The sequence below is a fragment of the Nocardia sp. NPDC060255 genome (genome assembly GCF_042727395.1).
In the GTDB taxonomy this organism is placed as follows: domain Bacteria; phylum Actinomycetota; class Actinomycetes; order Mycobacteriales; family Mycobacteriaceae; genus Nocardia.
Genome location: NZ_JBHXAU010000027.1, coordinates 66,389 through 89,354, shown reverse-complemented (window position 1 = coordinate 89,354; position 22,966 = coordinate 66,389). Strand labels below are relative to the sequence as shown.

The 22,966-nt window shown below is 64.0% G+C and carries 1 protein-coding gene (only partly in view); it reads left to right on the top strand.

Annotation, left to right across the window (positions count from 1 at the left end):
- The first annotated feature begins 6 nt into the window (after positions 1–6).
- On the top strand, positions 7–22,966 hold the 5' portion of the coding sequence (locus tag ACFWF1_RS35815; protein ID WP_379322253.1) for a hypothetical protein. 13,982 nt of this gene lie beyond the right edge of the window; only the first 22,960 of its 36,942 coding nucleotides appear in the window; the start codon lies at positions 7–9; its stop codon lies beyond the right edge, outside the window.

The following is a 22,966-nucleotide window of genomic DNA, read 5'->3' as shown; positions in this document are numbered from 1 at the left end:
GCGCGGGTGAGTCTTTCGTTTCCGCCTCCGCTGCAATGGCTGTTCTATCTGGTGGGTGGTGAGTGGCCGAAGGGCGACGAGGACAAGATGTTCTCGCTCGACGGCCATTTCCAGACGGCGGCAGACGGCCTGGATGGTTTGATCGACCAGTTGAAGAAGGCGTGCGACAAAGCGTCCGAGAGTTACTCGGGCCCGGGTGCGGATAAGATGAAACGCCAGTTCGACCAGTTCTTTTCCGGCGATCAGGCAATTTCGCACCAGGTGGACGCGTTACGGGGGCTGGGCACCGCGAGCCATCAGACGGGTGTCTCGATCGAGCACACGAAGCTGCAGCAAATCTTCACCCTGTCATTGGCGGGCGCCGAGATCGCGTACCTGCTGACGACCTGGTTCGGCGCGGCACTGGTTCCAGCTGTGGAACTCGAGACCGAAGGCGTGGTGACGGGCATCAACCGCGCCTCGGCTTCGCGGCTCGGCTGGTTGATCAAGCAATCCACCGCGATCCAGACGATGCCGCTGTGGAAACTGACCGCGATCAGCGCCGTGGTGCAGGGCGGCCTCGGCCTGCTGACCGAGGTCGGGGTGGAGGGTATTCAGAAGTCGAAGGGGCATATCAGCGGCTACGACTTGAAGCAGATCTTCGTGGCCGGAGCCACTGGCGCGGCAGGCGCCGCCGCGGGCGTGCCGGTTGCCAGCTTCATCGGTAAAGGCCTGAGTAATTGGGTTGCCAAGAACTTCGAGATGACGGGCGTGAAGGCCTTCGGCATCGGCATGACCTCCAGCATCGGCGGCGGATTGGCAGGTGTCGGTGCGGGTTTCGTTACCGGTGGGTTACTGACCGGGGAGTGGGATTTCGATCCGGCCATGATCGCCGGAGCCGTGCTCAACCCGGCGGGCGTGCTCGGCGCCCTGCGCGGCGTGTCCGGTCGAGGGGGACCGGGCAAGGCGTTGTCCATGTCTCCCGTCGATTTGAAGGCTCATGCGAAAGCCATCGACGGCAGCGCTGCCCGTTCGGAATCGGGCGGGGACGATGGTGCCGGTGGCGCCGCAGGCGGTCGCACCGATGAAAAAACGGAGGGGGGACCCTCCAGGCCGGCGTCGTCGCGTGCCGTCGATACCGGGAATGAGAACAACCGCTCCATGGTTGCGGCGGAATCGCGTCCGGGAAATGTGTCCAGTCGCGCTTCGTCCGAACATGATTCGCGCTCCACCTCATCCTCGGTGAGCGGCCACACCGGGTCGACTCGACCGACATCCATAGGCACCGGCAGTATTTCGGCAAAGAGCGTGTTGCAGGGCCGCTCGGGTTCGTACCATTCGAATGCCGATGACGGGTCCGCGTCGCATGTTTCGGCGTCGTCGGCCCAAGCGCACCGGTCCGTCAGTGCGCCGCCACCGGCCAGCCGCGGGTCCGAGTCCCATTCCGAGCAGGTGTCCCGGTCGTCGTCGGCTCCGCCTAACGGCGTGCGGGCACTGTCGGAGAAGAGTTCGGTTGCTCCCGAACATCTTTCGCCGGAGACGTCGGTCGCTGCGCGCTCCGGCGGCGAATTCGCCTCGCCCGTATCCCATACCGGCGAGGCATCCTCGATGCGCGGTTCGAACGGGCACGAGCCGCCGCCCGGTCAGGCGGAGTCGCGGCCGCCGTCGAGGGCCTCGTCTACCGACGGCGGGTCGGACTCGCCGAGCCGGGGTCGGTCCACGGACGGGGTATCGGCGAATGGAAGCCGGAGTGGATCCGAAATCTCTACTCGGCCAACCACGCCGGATTCCGATCAGATCCGCGGCCGATCGGGAGCGCCGATCACCTCGGCATCCGACGTCGGATCGCAGGCGCGGATTACCGCGGCGCACAACGAGTCCGGCCCGGCCGGGCAGCGTCCGGTCGTCGCCAGGGACGACCAGTCACCGGTCTCGTCGCGAGCGGCGTCACCGGAGCGAAACGTCGGCCCCGCGGCCGGGCCGCGTCCAGAAAACCCGGCCGGGCACAGCGGGTCCGGCTCGGAAGCCGGGCAGATCCGCACCAACCGAAACTCGAGCGATGAGGCCCGTAGACACTCGGAAAACGGTGCGCCGCACCGGAAAAACGGTACCGACGAGCCCGACGACCGCTCGATTCGACGGCCTCGGGTGCACCTGTCCGAAACAAAAGACGGCCCGGCTGTTTCCGAGCAGCCTCCTCGACGAGCAGTTCAGCCGCTGACGGACTCCCTCGCCGAGGCCAACGATCGGTTGCGCGCCACCGAGGCACCGGACAATCCCGGCCTGCTCGCTTCAGAGCGGCACACTACCTCGCGTCCTGACACCCCCGTCGGTAGCCACCGAACCGACCCCTCGCGCAGGACGACCGGCACCGACGAGCCGATGGACCGGCGCGTGGCAGAACTGCGAAATCGCTTGCGGGACTCGGCCGAGATCCGTGACCACTCGGCAGTAACCGAGGCCCGGAGCCGGCTGGAAGCCGCGCGGAAAAACGTCGACGACAGCGATGCCTTGCTGGGTAGCAAGGGCGAGGTCAATCACGTCGAGCAGGGATCGAAAGCCGCAGAGGCGCTACGTGAGTCGCATGATGACGCCGCGGCCGAGTTCACAGCTGCACTGCGCGCGCATGAAGCCGCAATAGAGCATGCGGTGCAGGAGCGGTGGGAGCAGCTGCAGGCCGAATCGAAGGCCGGAATCGCCGCGATCGACCACGAGAACGCCCGGGTATTCGCCGATACCGAGACACAGTTCACCGAGAATCGGGGCCGTGTCGGGCAGATTCGCGGTGATCTGGAGGCAACCAAGCATGCCTACAACAACGCGCTCGACGAGTCCGAGGCGAGGGTGCGCGGTGGTCTGGAGGAGCGGATCAGGGCCGCGGAGGAACGGGTGGGCCAGGAACGGGCCGCGCTGGAGAGAAGCAGGCGCGACTATGACGCCGAGGCCGCCGATGACGAGCCGCGGCTGCAGCGCCTCGAGGGGCTGCAGCAGGAGATCAATACCCGTACCGAGCAGTTGCGGTCGGAGATGGTCGCGCATGAGGCGCTGGTGCGGGTCGCGGCCGGTGATCACTCGGCCGAGTTGAAGTCGATGGCAACCGCGCGGGAAAAGTTCTTTCGGGAAGCTGCCGGTGATCGTTCGGAGGCGTTGGCGACGGTCCAGGCCGAACGTGATCGGTTGCACAAACGTTGGGGCGGAAGGGGTGTCGCTTCCGATGTGTTGGGGTGGCTGCGGCCGGAGGTGCGGGCCGGGCGGCAGGAGCTTGTGCGGGTCCAGGAGCGGACCCGGGAGCTGACCGCCGAACTGGCGGAGCATCTTTCGGCTGCGGACAAAGACTTCCAGTCGAAGGTGGACCGGCGGGTAGCCGAACTGCAGCACGCGTTGGCCGATCGGGAGGCCGAAGCGAAGGCTCGTACGGGTGTGGATGAGCTGAAGTCTCGGCTGGACGAGCAGACCGCGGCGTTTGTGCAGGCGTTCGCGGAGTTCAAGAGCGGTGGACTGGAGATTCTGGAGAAGCGCTGGGAGGTGTCGCGGACTGCGGGGGCAGCGGATGTGGCGGTGTTCGAGACCGGACTGGTCGACCGTGCGACGGCGTTCAGGGCTGCGGCGGGTAAGGAAAGGCAGGCGCAGGAGAAGTTCCTCGAGCTCGCCAACATCTATGACCAGGAGGTGTGGCAGCGGTCGGATGAGGTGGTGGCGCGGGCCTCCGACGACGAGGTCAAGAACATGGTCAACCAGGGTTCGGCCGTGGAGAAGTTCGTGGGTGTCCGTGAGTATGTGCGCCGGGCGACGGGATACGACGTCGAGGCGAAGGGTGGCCGCGATCTGAGGGATACCCAGCTGTTCGGGATCATGTCCCACGTTTCCAACTTGCGGACCGGTGAGGGCAAAACGCTGGTGACGCTGGCCAAAGCGTGGGTGGCCGCCCGCGAGGGCGGGCGGGCGTATGTGACGACCAGCGGCGACAATCAGGTCGGGGATCTGATTCGCGAGTTCGGGAAGTTCGGTGACCTGTCCTCACGCATCGGTGGCCTGGATGTGCAGGTGGACCGGATCGTCGGCGAGGGGGATCTGCCCAAGCTGAGAGAGGGTGCGGGGCACATCGTGGTCGCCACGATGTACGACATGAAGAACCGGGTCCTGCACGAGGAGTCGCGGATGCTGGGCCGCCTCGAAGAAAAGGGCATGCCGAAAGAAGAGATCGAGGCGTTGCGTGACCGTTTCAATCTGGAGCGGCCCGACCTGGACGAGATGACGGAGATTTTCAACGACGCTGCTGCCCGGCATGGTCTGGATGATCGGTTCGAGCCGTTCCCTCCGGGTAAGCACATCGCCGATGAAATCGACACCTTGGGCAACGAGGAATCGGTCCTGACGCCCGGTAATCCCGAGAAGATGGCCGCCGAACAGGTCGCGATTCGCCGGCAGGTCCACGATCGGGTCGAGGCGGCCGCGGCGTTGCCGGAGGATCCGTTGACGGCCGCGCATTTCGGCAAGCCCGAGGGCACCCGGGGCTTCTGGCCGGCCCACGCGTCCGCCGAGGTGATCGAGCGGCTCAACCGGGTGCCGGGACCGCGGGTCACCGAGGACGATCCGCTGCTGGGCGAGTACGCCCACAAGGCAGTGGCCAGATGGGGGCCCGAACGCAACAACGACTACCTCGAAGGCAGGGGTGACACCCCCACCTTGAACAAGATCAAGACGATGTCGGCTAATGCCAAGGTGATGGCCGACCGGAGCAAGGGGACCGAGACCCGTTACCAGGGGGTGCATCCGTACCTGGAGCTGGAGGCGGGGGTGGATGTGATGGCGGAGTTGCCCAAGGAAGCGCTGCACATGTCGGATGCGCAATTGCTCGGTACCCGGCTGCTGCAGGACACCCAGGGCCATTCCGGGACGGCGAAGCTCGCGGAGCAGAAGCTCTTCGAGCAGGGTGTTATCCACGGTCCGGTGCGCGACATCGATCCGTACTACACGTCTCAGGTCAAGTTTTTGAAGGATCGGGAGTTCGACAGCACCGAAGACATGTTGAAGGACTTGGCCGGCCAGGTCGTGGCGGACGCGAAGCTCGAACTGGTGGTGCGGGACGGGCAGGTGGTCGATGTGCGGGCGACCGGGGTCAATCAGCTGGTCGGTGGCTTCGACAACCGGGATCTGCGTGGTGACGACATCCGGGTCGACGAGCACGGTCGGCCGGTCATCGTGGACGGCGAGCGGGTGCGGTTGTCGGGGTGGCGGGACAAGACCGACTCGGAGAAGGGTGTCGCCGACTGGATCGATGAGCTGGTCGAGCAGAAGGTGCGCGCCATGGCCGGTGACGAATTCACCGTCGCCGAGGGGATCAAATGGAAGTACGACATCCTCGATGCACGGTTCGACGACGGATTCGACAGCGCCGCCGAGGCCGAACTGGCGGGCCAGCACATCATCGACAAATTCGGTGACAACAAGCGGAAGGACGCGGTACTCGCTCTCGTGAACCAGAGCCGAATGCGTGGCACGGACTTCGAGACGGTTGAACGCTTGATCGAGGCGGGGACCGGTAATTCGGCCAAGTTCATCGGCGGTTCCAGATTCGGAGAGGCCGCGGTTGCGCAGGGTGACGGTCGAGTAGGCCGCGGTGGCCACGGACCCGACCGGGAAAAAGATGGGACCCCCGGCACCGTCGGGCACTGGTACGCACCGAAGGACTACCAGGGCCCGATAGCGCACGACGGAGTCATCCGGCAGGTCATCCAATACCAGAACGCCGCCAAGACGCACCGGCAGGCCGTTGCCGACCATGAGGCGAACCCGACTGCCGAGACCCGCAGCGCACTCAGCGACGCGAACAAAGCCGTACAGCACACCGAGCAAGTTCTGCACGACCAGACAAAACCCACCCTGCAACGCGCCGTCGACGAGCACCTCGCCGCATCCGCCCGCCCCCGGAACCACCGAGCCGGTGCCCTGCCCGCCCCGCACGAAGCACCCTCCTCGAACACGCCGTCGCCGCAACTTGCCCCACACCTTGCCCCCCAAGACACAGCAACCACATTGCGACATGCGACGGAAGACCAGCTGCAGTCCTCCGAGGATCCCGGGACCTACCGCGCCAACGCTCCTCCGGTGTTTGTTCCTGGCCCGGGCCAGCAGCCCGCCACTTCCCTGGCCCCGCCGGGGATGGACTTCACCGCACCGCCGCCCGCCCTGCAACTGCCGGAGCAGCAGACCGGTACACCGGAACCGGACCGTATCGATACCCCGGGCGGTGCCGGTATTCACCACGACACCGAGTCGGACGATGGCGCGAACACTCACGGCGACAACAACACTCGCTACGACAGTGACACCGACGACAACACCGATACGCGCAGCGACACCAGCACTCGCTACGGCAGTGACATCACCAGCGACACCGACATGTACAGCGACACTGACGGTGATACGAACTCGAAGGCGCCGCTGGCAGAGGTGACGCCACCTCCGGCGCGGGAGCTGACCGGCACTCGCAATGATGGCAATGCCGCGAGCACCGCTCGACGTTCGCCGCAGTTCGATGGGTCAGCAGATTCATTGTCGCGCAACATATCCGGTGCTTCGGGCCGATCTGGCATGTCCGGGCGAGCAGAGTTCGAGCCGCCCGTCGACGAGTCATATTTCCGTCCGCTGGACAAGATCTTCGACGCCGCCGACTCCTATTCGGCTGCCCACCCGAATGCGCTGGCGCACCAGAACTTCGGTACCGGTCGCGTCGGCTTCCAGAACCTGACCGAGATAGTCGATGACGACGGGCCGCGTATCGACCTCGACCTCGAGCAGGTGCACTTGAACCTGGCACCCGACGACCCCGGCCGCGGAGGATCCGCGCCGGCAGTGACTGACGGTAGTGCCCCGCACTATCAGCCGATCCAGGGACCTGGTATCGATAGTCATCTTGCGAGTGTTGTTGTGCAGCAGCTGATTTCGGGTCGTCGTAATATTTGTCTCGATTTGTCGGTGGCGGGTGTCAAGCGGCTCACTGGTAGTCCGCATATGACCGTTCCTGTGGAGTCGGCAGGTTTGGGCGGGCGTACCTTCGCCGAGGCCGAATCCTATTTCGGTGCACCGTTGGATGAGTACGGCAGTCACGCTCGGGTCGCGGAACATCTTCGTGCTCAGGGTCCTGCGGTGGTTCATGTGGTCGAGGAGTACAAGGGGCCGGTCGACAAGAACGGTATCGGTGCTCATTCGTTCTATGTGGTCGCGGGGCTCGACGGGACCGTCACTATGGTGGATGAGGCGTTCAACGAGATCGGTCCTTACCCGCCGCGATCCCAGCGCCCCGAGATTCAGACGGTGCACGCCAGCTACTTCACTCTGGCCGGTGGCAAAATTATCCCGCCGCCCGCCGGTGTCCAGCCGTCGCCCACATCCTCGCAGAACAAACTCATCGCCCTCGGACCCGACAGCGCCGACGACGACCCGATGTGGGACTACACGGTCAATACCGGGGACTTCGGGATCCACGACACCGACGTAACCAGCCAAGGCCCGCCGATCATCGACGACAGCTACACCATCGACCCCGCGATGCTGACAGGTCCACCGTGGGAAGGCCAGACGCTGCCGGACGACCTGATGCTCTGGGAAGATTCGGCGGGCCCCAGCCACACCACCGCCGACCCATATCAGAGTGCGACCTATTCCGATTGGCCCTACGGCGAACCCGAACCGCCGCACACCTACGTCACCGACCAGGCACACGCGTCCTCCTCCGGGGATGGCGGCGCCCTCGGCGCTGTCGACGTCGGCGCGGGAGATGACTCGGGTGTGTCGTCCCTGGCACGCTCGCCTCTCGTGGACTGGTACGGACCTACGGAAGAATTGCATCCCTCGGTACCGGAATTTTCCGGTAGATACAACGGCACCGTTTTCCCGGTCGGTACCGTGCTGCAATTCTTTAGCTTCGGCGTGAACACCCAAGGATTCACAGCAGAATTCGGACTCGACGAATTCGGAGACAACTCGGTGACAGTGACCGACGACGGGGACGACAGTCGGGTCCTGCCGCTCGCCCAGTTCTGGCAGACACTCATCAATCGTGGTGATTCGGTCCGAGAGCTGTCGGTCATTGTCACCCAGCCACGCCTGCGTGACGGGTACACCCGCCGCGTCGAAAGCATCGAAGACGTCAACCCCGCCGCGCCGGGACTGCGGAACAAGATAGTGAACAATGACCTGCCGTCCGGAACTGTGGTGAGTTGGCAGGAGCACACCGGTAACACAACAGAAACCGTCCATGCGGTAGTCCGCGCCGACGGTAGAGGGCTCGATATCTACCGGTCCGGCACCAATGCCGTCGTGATGTCGCGATCCGCCCTCGGCGCCTATCTGGAAAACGAGAACATCCTCACCGCTACCACCACTCTGCCCGCACCGACAGCATGGCACCGACCCCAACACGGGTTGCTCGTCGCCCTCGCCGGAGCTGGCGACTCTTCCCGTCGACGGGAACCGTTATCGGCACGGGTGGCCGAGTATCTGCGCCGCAACCGTGACCTGTTCGCCTCGACCATCACCAACGACGCACTCGATGGGCAGACTCGTTTCATGTCCCCTGAAGACCGGGCCAACGAAGGCGCGCAGTTGCTGGTGGATGAGATAGCGGCACTCGGGGAAGGGCGGATCACCGGCAACCGGGTCACCGGAGAGAGCCGCCTGGACTTCGCGGTCTGGGCCACCGCTAAATACAAAGGCGTGAATCTGTTCCTCGTCGACGACGACCGGATAACCCAGCACATCACCAACAGCGCCTACGACACCAACGTCTTCCTCCGCCGGACATCCGACAACAGCGGATACGAAATCGGCCGCGGCTCGGACAACACCACATTCACCACCATACGCCCCACCCCCCTTGACCGACTCGCACGCCTTTCACTCGAACACGCCGCCGCAGGCGACACCTTGTCACAAACAGCCGAAATTTTCAAAATAATACACAGCGCAGAGAACATCACAATTGACGCAGTAAAAGGCGCACGGAGACGTGCCGGCAGGAAATTAGGTGTACGCGGTTCAGGAGACGCTGTGCGAAAGGCTCGTGAAGATGGAAGATACTTGGATGAAACGGCTGTCATCGACATCCAGGAACGCAGGTCGCTAGAAAATCCACTGACCGCGCCCGGCCCCGCCATCGACGGCAGTGCCCCGGTCACCGACGGCGAACCCCAACCACCGTACACCGACGACGCCGGGGGTCATGCCTACCGGCACGGACGCCCACTCGACAGCACTTCCCACGTCAGCACGATCCCCGGCCGCCCCAGACTGGAGCCACTGCAAAAGGCGGTTCTGACGTATCGCGCGGCCGGGTTCATCACATATGGCGAAATCGCGCGACAGCTGAACCTAAAACCTGAATTCGCTGAAATCACTGTGGACGCAATAAGGATGACGATGAAGGCGAAGCGGTCGTCCGGCGCATTCCAGATACTTGGGGTTTCTGATATCGGGTCTGCTGTGGTCGAGGCTCTTCGATTGGGCCTGATCGATGAAGATGCCGTGGCCGCGCTCCGGCGGGAGCGTCTGCTGCTGCTCAACCCCGCTGCGCCGGCCACGTTGGTGTCTCAGCAGCAGGATGTTCTGCACTGCGTTATCAGAGGCTATAAGAACGAGCAGATCGTGGCGCAGCTCGGTATCGATTATCAGGCGTTGGAGACGATACTCATGACAGCGGCTCATGATCTCGACCTACCCGTCGCCACCCTCAACCCATTCTGTTACCGGGATGAGATCGCGGACAAGGCCTACCAAGAGGGCAAACTCGACCCGGATGCCATCAACGCCCTCCCGGATCCTGAGGAACTCCCCCCAACGCGGTACGTGAGACGGCTGTCGAACCTGCCTGCGCAGTTCGATGTGCTGCAGTATTCGGCCGCCGGCTTTACCCCTGAAGCGATCGCCGCCGATCGCCGCCAGCGCCACCAGCAGGAACTCACCTCTCCGAGCTCGGTTCACCAAGCGATCTCTCGTTTAAATAGAAATTTCGAGGTATCGGTACCGGTAAGCGAATCGGGTAGAGACAAGGGCCGATCAGGGAAAGCTCACGCGGAGGCTTCGGCTGTCGCTCACGATGTGGATTTTTTGAGGCGGGACGTTATCGACGAACTTGCCGCACGATTGCCGGGGTCGGCGATGACACTGCAAAATAGGATTCTTCAGTGTTTTGTCGCGGGCATATATGACAACCAAGGCATATTTGACAGGCTGCACGCCGCCGGAGTTGATATCGACCGGAACAGCGTAAAACAGATAAAGATCGACCTTATTCGTGGTCTCAATCTCAATACTTCTGGTAGCAAAGAGATGATTGATTTCGGTCGGATAGTGCATATTTTGACTGAGGTGAGGAGTAGGGCGAGGCGTGGTGAGCTGGATAGGGATCGGGTCAGGGCGTTGTTGACGCCGTTGCCCGCGTTGCCGCGGCAATCTGGCGATAGTGGCAGTGGACGCTCTCGCGCCGGTGTCACGGTAGCCGACGAATCCGGGCCCGGCCCCGCCCCTGACGGCAGCGCCCCGGTCGTCGACGGCAGCTACGCCACCGAACTCACGATCGGCCCCACCTTATCGACAAGTCAACCGGGGGAAGGCCAGGCCCTGCCGGACTACCCGATGCCCTGGGAAGACCCGGCGGGCGCCGGCCACACCGCCGCCGACCCAAATCAGGGTGCGCCCTATTCCGATCGGGCCGACGGCGAACCTCAACCGTCGTACACCTCCGAGGGGCACGGACGTCCACACGGCGGCACTCGCCACGTCAGCAGGACCCTCGGCCGCCTCAGACTGTCGCCTCTGCAGATTCTCGAGTATCGGGCCGCCGGGTTCGACACATATGCCGATATCGCGCAACACGTGAACCAAAACCCTGAATTCGCTAGAATAACTGCGGACGTAATAAGGGTGACGATGCAGCGGTCGGGCGGCTCATTCCGAGATCTTGGGGTCTCTGATATCGATTCTGCTGTGGTCGAAGCTCGTCGGTTGGGCCGGATCGATGAAAATGTCGTGGCCGCGCTCCGGCGGGAGCGTCTGCTGCTGCTCAACCCCGCTGCGCCGGCCACGTTGGTGTCTCAGCAGCAGGATGTTCTGCACTGCGTTATCAGGGGCTATAAGAACGAGCAGATCGTGGCGCAGCTCGGTATCGATTATCAGGCGTTGGAGACGATACTCATGACAGCGGCTCATGATCTCGACCTACCTGTAGCCACCCGCAACCCATTCTGTTACCGGCATGAGATCGCGAACAAGGCCTACCAAGAGGGCAAACTCGACCCGGATGCCAGCAACGCCCTCCCGGATCCTGAGGAACTCCCCCCAACGCGGTCCGTGAGACGGCTGTCGAAGCTGTCAGCGCAGTTCGATGTGCTGCAATATTCGGCCGCCGGCTTTACCCCTGAAGCGATCGCCGCCGATCGCCGCCAGCGCCACCAGCGGGAACTCACCTCTCCGGAGGCGGTTCACCAAGCGACCTATCGTATAAATGTAAATTTCGAGGTATCGGTACCGGTAAGCGAATCGGGTAGAGACAGGGGCCGATCAGGGAAAGCTCACGCGGAGGCGTTGGCTATCGCTCACGATGTGGGTTCGTTGAGGCGGGACATTATCGACGAACGTGCCGCACGATTGCCCCAGTCGGCGGTAACGAAGGTAAACACGGCTCTTCAGTGTCTTGTCGCGGGCATAACAGACGACCAGATGTTCGATTGGCTGCTAGCTGCCGGAGCTGATAGGACCCGGGAGCGCGTTCGAGGAAACCTCGTAGAATCGACAAAAGCTAATCTTCTCCGTCGTCTCGGTTCCCAGAGTCACGGTGGCGATGGAAAAGCTGATTTGGGTCAGATAGTGCATATTTTGGCTGAGCTGAGGAGTAAGGCGAGGCGCGGTGAGCTGGATAGGGATCGGGTCAGGGCGTTGTTGACGCCGCTGCCTGCGTTGCCGCGGCAATCTGGCGATGGTGGCAGTGGACCCTCTCGCGCCGGTGTCGCGGAAGCCGAGGAATCCGGGCCCGACGGCAGCACTGCGCACGTTCGTCCCACTCATATCGGCACCAGCGAACGCGACAACAACTGTGGTCCAGCCCTACTCGCCCACCTCGACACCCACGCCCCCGACTCCGCTCGTATCGACCACGACAGTCTTCCCCGCGGCCCTGCCGGGGTCACCCACCACCACATCGAACAAGCACTAGCCGCCAACGCCGGCTTCCGCACGGTTCCCGACTACGGCGTCATCGCCGCTACCCTGCGCCGAGAAGGTCCCGCGACCCACGCCTTCGTCGTCATCAACTACACCGACGACTACGTCAACAACAAAAACAATAAATACCGCATCGGCGCCCACGCCTTCCTCATCACCAACAACCACAAACTCCCCGACAACCTCACCACCCACGACCTGATCGTCACCGACCCCGCGAACCACACCACCCGCCCCTACCCGCCCCGCATCACCCAACCCATCACCAGAATCGACGTCATCTACCTCGACCACACCAACCAGCCCGTCCCACCGCCCGCCGAACACCACACCCCCACCCCACACACGCCGCGGCGCATCGGACTCAACGACAACAACCGCGGCGTGCATGCTTCGCTGTTCGACGGCCCGGAAGACAATCTGCTGCCGGCCCTGTTCGACGAGTCGAGCCAGGTGACCCCGATGTTCGAGCCAGGGGAGGGTGACACCTATTTCGGGGCACTGACCAGGACATTCGAAGACGGCTGGAACAACGCTCCGCTGGCAACGAATTACATCGCCCAGAATTTCGGTTCGGATCATACCGGTGTCCAGGAGCTCGTCGAGATCATGCCGCTTCCGGAAACGACCGTGCAATGGCTCGGCGATCAGATCTACCGCTACGTGATGAGCAAAGAAAGCGGGAAATCGACGGCAAAGCACCTGGTTGAGCAGATCTACCGTTATGTCACGAACGGAGACAGCCCGGAGGCGAAACTGCGAGCCGAGATTCGCCAGGTGCTGACGCCCCGCCTGCTCAGCGCCGAGTGGCCGCGACTGTTCACCGGGTCGGGCATGTCGCTGACCGTGACGCACAATGGCCGCCGCCACCGGATCGCGATACGCCTGAGTCTGGACGACGGCCGCCCGGCACCGGAGCAACTCGCGCCCGTCGGGGACCGCAACGATACCGCCAATGGGCCGCCGGTAGCCATTTTCCGTTATTCGCGTGGTCGGTCCCAGGTCAGCAATAACGTCAGCGAACACAACCTGCGGTCCCTGTCGGGTTCCTATGGCCTGAAGGCGCCGATGGGGGAAACCGGATTGAGCAGTCTGGATGGCACGCCGCAGGGTTCGACGATATATGACCAGTTGTCCACGCACGTCGAGGCCACCGCTTCGGTGGAGTCGACGGTCAAGATGTCGAGCAAGGGCCCGTCCATTCCGTTCGATTACGCGATGACGTTCCAGCTCAGCGATGAAAACCCGGATCTGCTGTCATCCGATACCGCGGCCAGGGTCTGGCACGATATCGATGCGGAAACGCCTGGCCGCCTGATTGTCTGGATCCCGAAATTCCTGGCCGACAGCACCGAGCTACCGGTGGTCGATGAGAATGATCCGACCACGGTGCCCCCGGCCTGGCACCCAGGGCGCGACGATGCGTACCCCTCGCTGGAAGAGGTTCCCCTCGACGCGCCGCTGAGCAGTCCGAACCACGAGGAACTGGTCAGCGATGTCATAGCGGGGTTCCGTGCTCGTCTCGCCGGCATCTCCGAGGACTCCGCCGATGACCTGCGGGGTTTTCTCAAAGAAGAAAATTTCCTCGGCAACATCAAGTTGATGCAGGGCGGTTCGATGGCCTCGCCGCGCATGCAGACCTCATCCGGTGAATCGCTCGGCTTTTTCCTGATGAGCGTCGACCTCGACGGCGGTACCGAACTCACCGGTCCCACGCATACGAGTTTCGGCCTGGAAAATTACACCGTCCGGGAACTGGGGGTGCAGGGTAAGTCCACGATCACCAATGAACTCGGCACGCACCCGGCGTTCAGCTTCGTTTTCAGTCAGGGTAAGGAGTTCGAGGAGTCCGGGTATTCGCGTCGCGGCGGCCAGATCACCTTTCGTGGTGGGGTTTCCGACCGATCCGACCAGACCCTCGGTTATGGCAGAAAGGCCCAGGCGGTGCGTTCGCTGCGGCTCCATGACGATCTGCTGCATACGACGCCACGCGCGAGGGTCACTATCGTCCTGGTCCAAGACGGCGAGCGCTTCGGGCCTGCCGCGAATACTCCACTGGCCAAAGGGAAGACATATCCGGTCAACGTGCTGGTACCGCCGAAGGGCGCCCTCGGTCGCAAACCGAAACTGGACGAGAGACTGTATCTGCCGTCGAAGGTCCTGCATCTGCAGCAACTCGGCCCCGACACCACCCCCGTCACGGTCGGGAACACGGAGCCGTTGTTCGTCGAGGCCGAAAAATTCCTGTCCGACAACGGCTTCTTCTCGAGCAAACACGACAAGCCCGGTGTACTGGACCTGATCACCCAGCGGGGGCTCGCCGCCGCGCGCGATGCGAATATCGTCGCCTTCGAACAGATGCGGGCACAGTTCAACTTGAAGGCAGCCCTACAGGAGATGATCGATGGCGACGTAGACGAGCAGACCAGAAAGCTCGAGGGCGGTTCGCTGGTCTGGTTCGAAAAGCCGGGACGGTATCGGACCGAGCGCATTTCGATCCGGCTCGTCACCAAACGCCACTACGAATCGGAGGAGGACGCACATCAGGGCGTATCTCATGATTGGATTCTGCCCAAGTTCCAGACACAGAATACGGTCGGCTTCGTTTTTTCCAGCAGCACGCAGTCCGGAAAATCGTCGGTCCGGCTCAACCCGAATGGCGGCGGTAATGTCGCGATTACCAATCCGTTCGACGTGAAGCGCAGCCAACTGCTGGCTAGTGTCACGCCGAGTGCCATCCATGCGTACCAGCACTCGGAGAGCGAGTTGCACGGTTTCGACACCGGCGCGAACAACATGCTCATCAGCCCCGCCGGCGAGGGCGCGCAGAACTTCACTATTCCGGTTACCCATTGGATGGAGATCACCTACCGGCACGGCACCAGCCCGGAGCCGATGCGCAGTGACGGCTTTGTCCGCCTGAATCTCCCCACCTATCGCGCGGTGTCCCAAAAGCCCGCCGAATCAGCTCCGCCCGCACCCGCTATCATCCGCAAAGTCACCCCTGCCGACATCGAGAACCTCACCTCGCCGCAGTGGAAACTCCCCCAGGACGCCATTATTCGCGATGCGGGCAGCAGCACGATGATCCGCCGGGCCATCCTCAGCCTCATCGACAGAACCGGAGCCGGAACCGGCACCGGCCGAATCGACGAAACCGAAGCCGACCAAACTCAGCAGACGGTGCCTGGCGCATTCCCCGTCGAATCTGGCGAGAATGCCGAACTGCCGCGATGGAACCCCCCTGCCGCACAGCAAGCCCCGCACACCGACCGCCGCCCGTCTGACACCCGACTGCCGGAGATCCCCACCGTCGTCGTCGTGGATCCGTCCGGCGTGCTGCACAGCGCGGAATGGGCACCCGACGCAGAAACCGACATTGCCGACACCCGCACGCGGATGCCCGGCGCATTCCCCGTCGAACCCGACGAGAATGCCGAACGACCGCGCTGGGACCGCCGTGCCACAGAGCCGGAAATCCCCACCATCGTCGTCGTGGATCCGTCCGGCGTGCTGCACAGAGCGGAGGGGGTACCTGCCGCCCCCGAATCGGATACCGACGCAGGCACCGGCTGGGCCAACTGGACAATGGGTCTGGCCGTCGCCGGTGGTAAGTGGGTGTGGGACCAAGCCTTCGGGACGCGCACCACGGATCCGGAGTCGGGGCCTTATCAGGTCATTCACACCAGCGTATCGCCGCAAGCGATGCTGGCGATGCTGGCGCATGGTTCGCATAACTCCGACGACATCGAGGTCGGCGGTACCGAGGGCGTCGTCGCGGGCAGAGATTTCCGGATACGTATCGAGTCCTATATCGCTGACCTGACGGTGTCGCCGAAATCGGTGCGGACCAACTCCGAGAACTGGAGCCCCTCACGCAACCATGTGGCCACCGGCAGTTCCACCCAGCACAGCGACCAGCTCGGCATCAGCATGACCGAACGTTTCGGCGAGACCGCCGACGGCAGCTTCATTCCCGGCGGCACTTACCAGCACACCCTCGCCAGATCGAAAAGCTCCAGTGCCGCTGAATCATTGGGCTCCAACCGGGTCACCTCGACCTCCGGCGGCCCGGCCTTCTGGTTCACCGGGCGAGTGGTCCATGTCATCACTGTCGAGAAGGGCACCCGCAACGTGGTCATCGGTGTGGCGAACGACTTCGCCACCTGGGTGCAGCACCTGCTCGGTATGGCGCAGCGCGCGCCCTACGGCGATAACACCCTTGTCGTCGATTCGCCGGGCCGGGCTGAATTCATGCTGCACGACAAGGATCTACAGCTGCATCCCGAACTGGCCGCACTCGTCGAAGCCGGCGGCGTGCACAAGATCGCTAAACGGAACGACGAAAAACTGTATCTGCCGAGCACTTTCATCGAGAGCGGCGGCGTCATCTCGTTCGGCAGAATCGTCAGTACAAACTTCGCGGCCGGCCGAGACGGGTTCAAGAAGGCGCTCGAGACACTCGTGGAGCCGGTGGCGCCCGGCATCATGACACCGAGCTCGGCCAGCTTCTTCCGGGGCCTGCTGATGGACATCAACGCTTACGTTTTCGATCCCCGCACCATCGGCCCTGGCAGCAACACATTCGGCTTCGTCCACCGCTCGTGGTTCGGTTCACTCCTGGGCGTGCTTACCTTCACCGCGCGTCCGGATACCAAAGATCTCGACCAGAAACGCGGCAGGCAACTTCCCGGGGGCGTGGGTTTGGAGAACACCTTCTACGACGTCTCGGGCGACGGCAATATTCTCGGTGGCCGTACCACCAAGGTGGGGGCGAATCGCGCCGGAAGCGACCAGTGGAGCGTCAACCCCACCGGGCAAGTACCCGGAGTTGGCGTGCGCCCCACGTTCAGCTTCGCGGTCAGTGGCACTGGAACAAGCGGCAGATCACATGACTCCAACCGGTCGTACGACGTCTGGGTGCGCGGTGATATCACCGCGCTCTTCGAGCTTCTCTACTTCTATGAGATCAAGATCGAATGGTGGCAGCTACCCAAGGCGCTGCCGACCCGCCTGGTGGACCTCGCTCTACTGCCGATGAAATTAGCCGTTCGGGGACTCGCCCGACTGTCCAAGAAGACAACCCTTCAGGGTCTGGCCCGACTGCCCTCGGATGTCGTTCTTCGGGGACTGGATCCTTCGGATTTGGGGCGCCCGATCTACACCAAATCGATCACGCTGGAATCCACCAACCTGGTCCAGTTCCACGCCGCCGACACCAGAACCGAGCCGAGCATCGACCCCGGCCGCCGCATCACACCCGAGGTCTACCGTTTCGACCCGTCGATCCCGCGCCCGGCCCCGCCCGAAGGCAGTGTGGCCATCGAGATGGAGATGCCCACCGACCTGCCCACCCGACTCGTGGAGCCCTGGGTACCGAACAACCCGTTCCAGCTGTACTGGTTCGACGGATTCGATCAACTCGCTCGAGCGCTGCGCGCCGTCGCCCCCCGCGTCGAGGCCAGCCGCCGCACGCATTCTCTCGAGAGCGCGGTCATCGCCCTGAACTCGCTGACCAGGAAGCACCGGCCCACCGCGCTCGGCCCCGCGGCCATCGCCGCCTTCCTCGGCACCGGCAACACCGGCGACCCCCTGCCGACCCCGCTGCCGCACCCGCCGGGCCACAAGGTCACCGACATCACCGCCGAGGTGACCCTCTACTCGTATGAGATCGAGCAGACCACCGGGACGATCGCTATCGACGCCCTGGGGGTCACGACGGAGAATTTCGCCTTCGGTGCCGACCAAGGCGTCACCTTCATGCCGACCTTCGGCATCAGCATCCCCACCGTCTCGGACGCCAGCAACCGCGGCGCACCCGCCGGCTTCCCGTACGCCGGCGGAGCCAAGGGGCACGGTATGTCGGTCAGCATGGGCCATCAGCTCCGCATGCTCATCCGTTACGGCACAACATCATTGAACAAAGACGGCCTCGGATCGGATAACCATCGCATCCGCACCTTCGTACTCATCAAGCTGACCGGCCCCGAGGGCATCACCTGGACCGTCGGCAACAGCGTCGGGCGCGCCGTCGACATCCTGTCGAAAGCCCCGCCCAGCGTGCCCGCCCCGAAACCCGCGCAGCAGCCGAAGCAGCACACCGAGCCCGTCCGCGACACCACCTCCTCGCGCGGCGTCCGGTGGCAAGGCCCTCGGTCGGCCGCTGTGAACGGCATCGCCGCACCCGCGGGACATGTTTGGGAATCCATGCGCGACGATGGTGATTGCTTGCCCCTCGCACTGGAGCGCGTGGTCTACTCGAACGACCCGCCGCTGACGCAGGCGATACTGGACCAACGGATCGCCGAATTGCGCGATGAGATCGCCACCGAGATCGATCAGAATGCCGACGACTACTTCGAGCAGTTCAAGGCCATCGTCGACGCCGTACTACTCGAAGAAGAACGTAACGCGAGACTCCTCGATCCCAACGAGCCCGAAGTACGCGTAGAGAGAACCACCGAGATCGATCGGAATGCCGAAGACTACTTCGAGCGATTCACGAACCTCGTCGGCGCGAAACTCGAAAAAGAGCCTGGCGCAGCGCTTCTCGATCCCGATGAGTTGGCGGTCGTGCGGGCCGCACGGGACAACGGCCAACTCCGCACCGAGTTCGACCGGCAGGTCCAAGCGATAAGGACGCCGAGGGTCTGGCGAAACGCGGCCAGCCATCTGGCCCCCGGAGCGGCGGGCGTCGCACTGCGCCGACGCGGGCTTTTACTGGCTCTGAACAGCCGGGACTACAGATCGCGCGCAGTGATACTCGGCCCGGAAACCACCGAAGCACCAAATGCCACCGCCCTGACCTACGGGAACCATTTCTACCTCGCCGTACCGGCCGAACCGAACGCACCGCCCCTCCTCCCGACGAAGCTGCCCACCCGACCTGCGCCGGCGGTGCTGGCCGGAAACTGGAAAGCCCAGCAGCGGCGGAACGCGCAGACACCAGCGCAGCGTTCAGCCGATACGGACGGCTCGACCACCAAACCTGCTGCGGCAGCACCGATCCGCGCCTTGCCGCACTTGGCAGGTGCTCCGGCTGGCTCGCAGGTTTCCATTGCACTCCAGCCGGGCTCCGAAGCAGAACAGTCGGATTCGGAGTTCCCATTCGCACTGGCCAACCCTGAAACCGAGCACTGGGACCCATTCACGACGTCACGGACCGACGACGCGGACGATTTCCGGCCCGCACCGCACTCCGACGACAGCGTGCGGTCGGCGGACACCGTCCGGCACGCACCGGCGGAGGAAGAGCAGGGCGATGTCGACCGAGCGACGGAGTCCGACAACCTCGCTCGGGTCGAGGAATGGCAACGAGGCATGCTCGATGTCCTGGCGGCGGAGGAGCGGCTCGGCGAGACATCGCGCGACGACGCGGTCCACGAGCCCGATCTGAACCAACCTCGTGCCCCGCTCACCGATGTCGTCCGATCTTCCTCTCTCACAGGCACTGTCGAGTCGACCGGCACCGTTCAGTACGCGCCGCTGCCTGAGCAGGAATCCACCGAAACCGAGCATCGCGAACCGCTCGCGTCGCCGCGGACATCGATCGAGGACGCGGACCTCGGCCGGCGTCAGCGCGAGGTCGAGCAGCTCACCGACCTCGTCGGACCGCTCGATCGCCGGGAGACCCGCGGCCCTGCCTCGTTGTCGGACCGATTCTCGTCACCACCACGCTCCGACGACGGATCGGTCTACAGCGCCGATTCGGACCGGACCCACGACACACCGCTACTCGACACCGACCAGACCGCCCTGGCGATCCCGCTCCGGCTGGCGGACATGCGGTCCGCACTGTGGAGCGATGACGATTCGGTGGCCGACAGCGACGACCAGGAACTACTGCGGCAGACCGAAACAACGCCGGATGATTCCGGAGCGCCCAGGGACGAGCGGGCTTCCGGGAGCGACGAGCAGCACCGGCCTCGCCGTGGGCTCGTTCGTCCGGAGATTCCGCCTCGCGCCAGTTCGCTGCAGCAGGCGCGGGAGGCCGAAAGCTCCAGGCAGGCCGCGCTTCCCCGGATATTCGCCGTCGATATTCCAGCCCGGAGCAGTTCCGTACACCCGGAGCAGCGGGACAACCGTTTCAGAGAGAACCGGTTCCCTCTCAGGAGCTTCCACGATTGGGCCAACGGCTCCGTACTGCATTCCGGGCTGCCGGATATGTACGAGCTGTTCGGACCGACCTGGGAAGCGCAGTTACTCCGGCCGACAGAACTGCCCACTATCCCGGAAACCGAGGAGCCACCGCGCAGTGTTTCCCCGACCGGGGTCACGCCGGATTCCGGGACGCGCGAGCAGCACGGCGAAACATCGCAGGCGGGTGTGCATTTGGGTCCGTTCGAGATGAGCCGTCCATCCGAGATGCTGGCCGAGATCAACCCGGAGCACGCGCAGTTCGAGGACGTCCCCGACGATGTCTACGATGCGCCCAGCACCGAACCCGCGGCGCGCGAGGACCACATCGGCGACACCCCGCACTTCGACGGAAGCCGCCAGACTCCAGACGGCACAACGACATTCACGACCGGACGCCGGAACTCTCGCACCCTGGGAACCGACGGCAGCACGCCCGCCCACATCCCGTACGAGCAACGTTCACGCAGATCGCGCGCGCTGCAACGACTGCGCGGCTTCGTCTCCCGTGTCCGCGGCGGAGGCGACTTGGCGGACGCGACGACCTCGCCGGCGATGCAGCACATCTCGGCGATCGTGCGCACTTCACCCCTCCCCGTACCGGCCGCCTTCCAGCGAATGTTGCACCAAATAAGCAGCGGCACAACAACTCCCACGGTCTCCGTCCACGGCGACGGCACGGCCGCGCATGCGGCCGTCGCCGATCGATCGAGTGTCGCCACACCCGGTCCCTACGATTGCTTCGACCACGTGCTGACCGACATCCAGCACAACACCGGCAGCACCGCAATCCAGCTGCAGTACCGGTCCCGGACCGAAAAGCTGCTCGGCCGCTGGAGGCAAGCCCTGCCCGGCCGCTCGCGGCGAACAGCCCAGAAGCTCGCCGGCGGCAAACTCCGCAAACACACCGACGAACACAGCATCGCCAAGCAGCTGGAACTTCTCGGCCCCGGAGCGGAAGCCGTGGTCGTCAGCGTGCACCCCGAGGTCAACGCGAACGGAATCGGCGCACACGCCTACCGGATGGTCAACGACCGCGGCGTCATCGTCGTCCACGACATCGACACCAGCGACCCCAACGCTCCGAAACACATACGCCGAGCTCCCGGACCCACCAAATCGGCCGGTCTCTTCGCCATTCACTACACCGCCACCGGCGAAGTGAGCCCAATGCGCCTGCACGGCCGAGGACTCCCGCATTTCCCACGCAACATCCGCATCGGCGCCCCGGACGACCGTGCGACCGGCGCCCCGGCCGTGCAGACACCCGTGCCGGCGCGCTGGGAACCCGTATCCGGCCACGATCCACTGTTCATCGCCGTGGCCAAGATCCGGGATCTCCCGGATGCCGAGTTCGTGCGCACCTGCATCGGCGACTACCTGAACCTGCGCGAGAAGAGGGAGGCCGGAGATCGTGCCGTCGACGACCGCGATCGACGCCGGGGGTTGATCGACGATGCGCTATGGCAGCGCGAACTGAAGCGACGCGAGGGATTCGACGAAGGACTGGCTCGACGGCACCAAGCCGTAGCGGATATCGGCGTTCACCGGACCATGTCGCAGCGCGAGGCCGTGGAGCTGGTTGCGGGCCTCGCCGCAGATGCTTTCCGTTTAAATCTCGTTGTCCAGCATCCGAACCGAGAGATGTCGATGCGCACCCCCGCTCCGGATCGGCCGAGCGTGTTCCTGCGGTACACATCCGATGGTCGTTACTGGATCGGCGTCACTGCGGAGGGGGGTTTGTTCGCCGCGCACGTCCCAGCGAAGCCAACCACGCTGAGCTCCAGTCTCGACGACGTCGTGCCCCGAAGCGAGATTCCACCGCCGCTGACTCGAGTGCTGGCTTCGCCACACATCCCACTCCTCGACGGTGCGGCCCCGTTGAAGGACTATGTCGGCGAGACCCGCCCAATCCCTATCAGATCTCGCCTCGACGCCATCCCGAACGCCCGGAAGCTCGCCCGCGCTCCCGGGAACGTCGCCTACACTCCGGTCCGGCGCATGAGCCCCGAGGAGCTGGAGAACCACCGGCTGTTCGTGCGCAACGGCAAGCTGTACCGGGTCCTCGACGGACGGCTTTTCGACACCACCCAGTCCCAAACCGTATTTTCCGATGGCGACGGTTGGGCGATATTCGCTATGGACGAGTTCGGCAATTTCTACGCTGGCATGCAAGAACTCGGTTTTATCCAACATTCGTCGTTCAGCGGCGGCCGCACCGGTGCCGCGTTCGGCGACATCGTGGTACGCGACGGCAGGCTCACCGCGATGAGCCCCCGCAGCGGCCACTATCGGCCGCCGCCGGCCAACAACGACTACGCGCTCGACGTGCTCCGGCATCAAGGACTCGAACTCGACGACAATTTCGGCCGATTGGACGTCGCAAACAACCCCCGTAACCGCGTCGGCGAACTCGGCCGTCAACGCACCGAAGTGGAACGACGCCAGATCGAACACGACGCCGCCACCACGGCACTGATCCGCATGAAGCACGATTACAGCGCCGCCGACTCCGCACCCGGCATTCGCGACCTCCTGCGGGCTCGGCAGGAAACACTGGACCGGCAGCAGAACGAACTGACCCGGTGGCGGCGATGGCTCTACTTGTTCCAAGTCCAGCCGGAGCTGCAAC